The 248-nt window shown below is 36.7% G+C and carries 1 protein-coding gene; it reads right to left on the bottom strand.

Going from position 1 to position 248, the window contains the following annotated elements:
* Positions 1 to 248, bottom strand: a 248-nt coding sequence (locus tag SB756_RS33470; protein ID WP_410913686.1) for an asparagine synthase-related protein, incomplete at both ends; no start/stop codon positions are given.

The raw sequence follows: 248 nt of genomic DNA, 5'->3' as shown, positions 1-248 counted from the left end.
CTTCTCTTCGATTTCTCCCATCCTTTTGCTCATCCAATGATACACAGGAACCGGAAAGCCCATTTTTCTTCTATATAATATACGCTTATCCACCGTTTGCTCCATTGTCTTTTTTAACATATATTTCGGAATATCTTGTACCTCGCTTGTTTTAAGACTCGATTGAAAAAATGCTTGCAGCCTGCTAGGTAATCCCTTGTAAGGAAGTTTATATTTAAAAGGCATGTCATTGACAAATTGGATGATTC

Source organism: Pseudomonas sp. SIMBA_068, assembly GCF_046534705.1.
GTDB lineage: Bacteria > Pseudomonadota > Gammaproteobacteria > Pseudomonadales > Pseudomonadaceae > Aquipseudomonas > Aquipseudomonas putida.
Note: the sequence above shows the minus strand (reverse complement) of the source record. Positions and strands in the feature narration are given on the sequence as shown.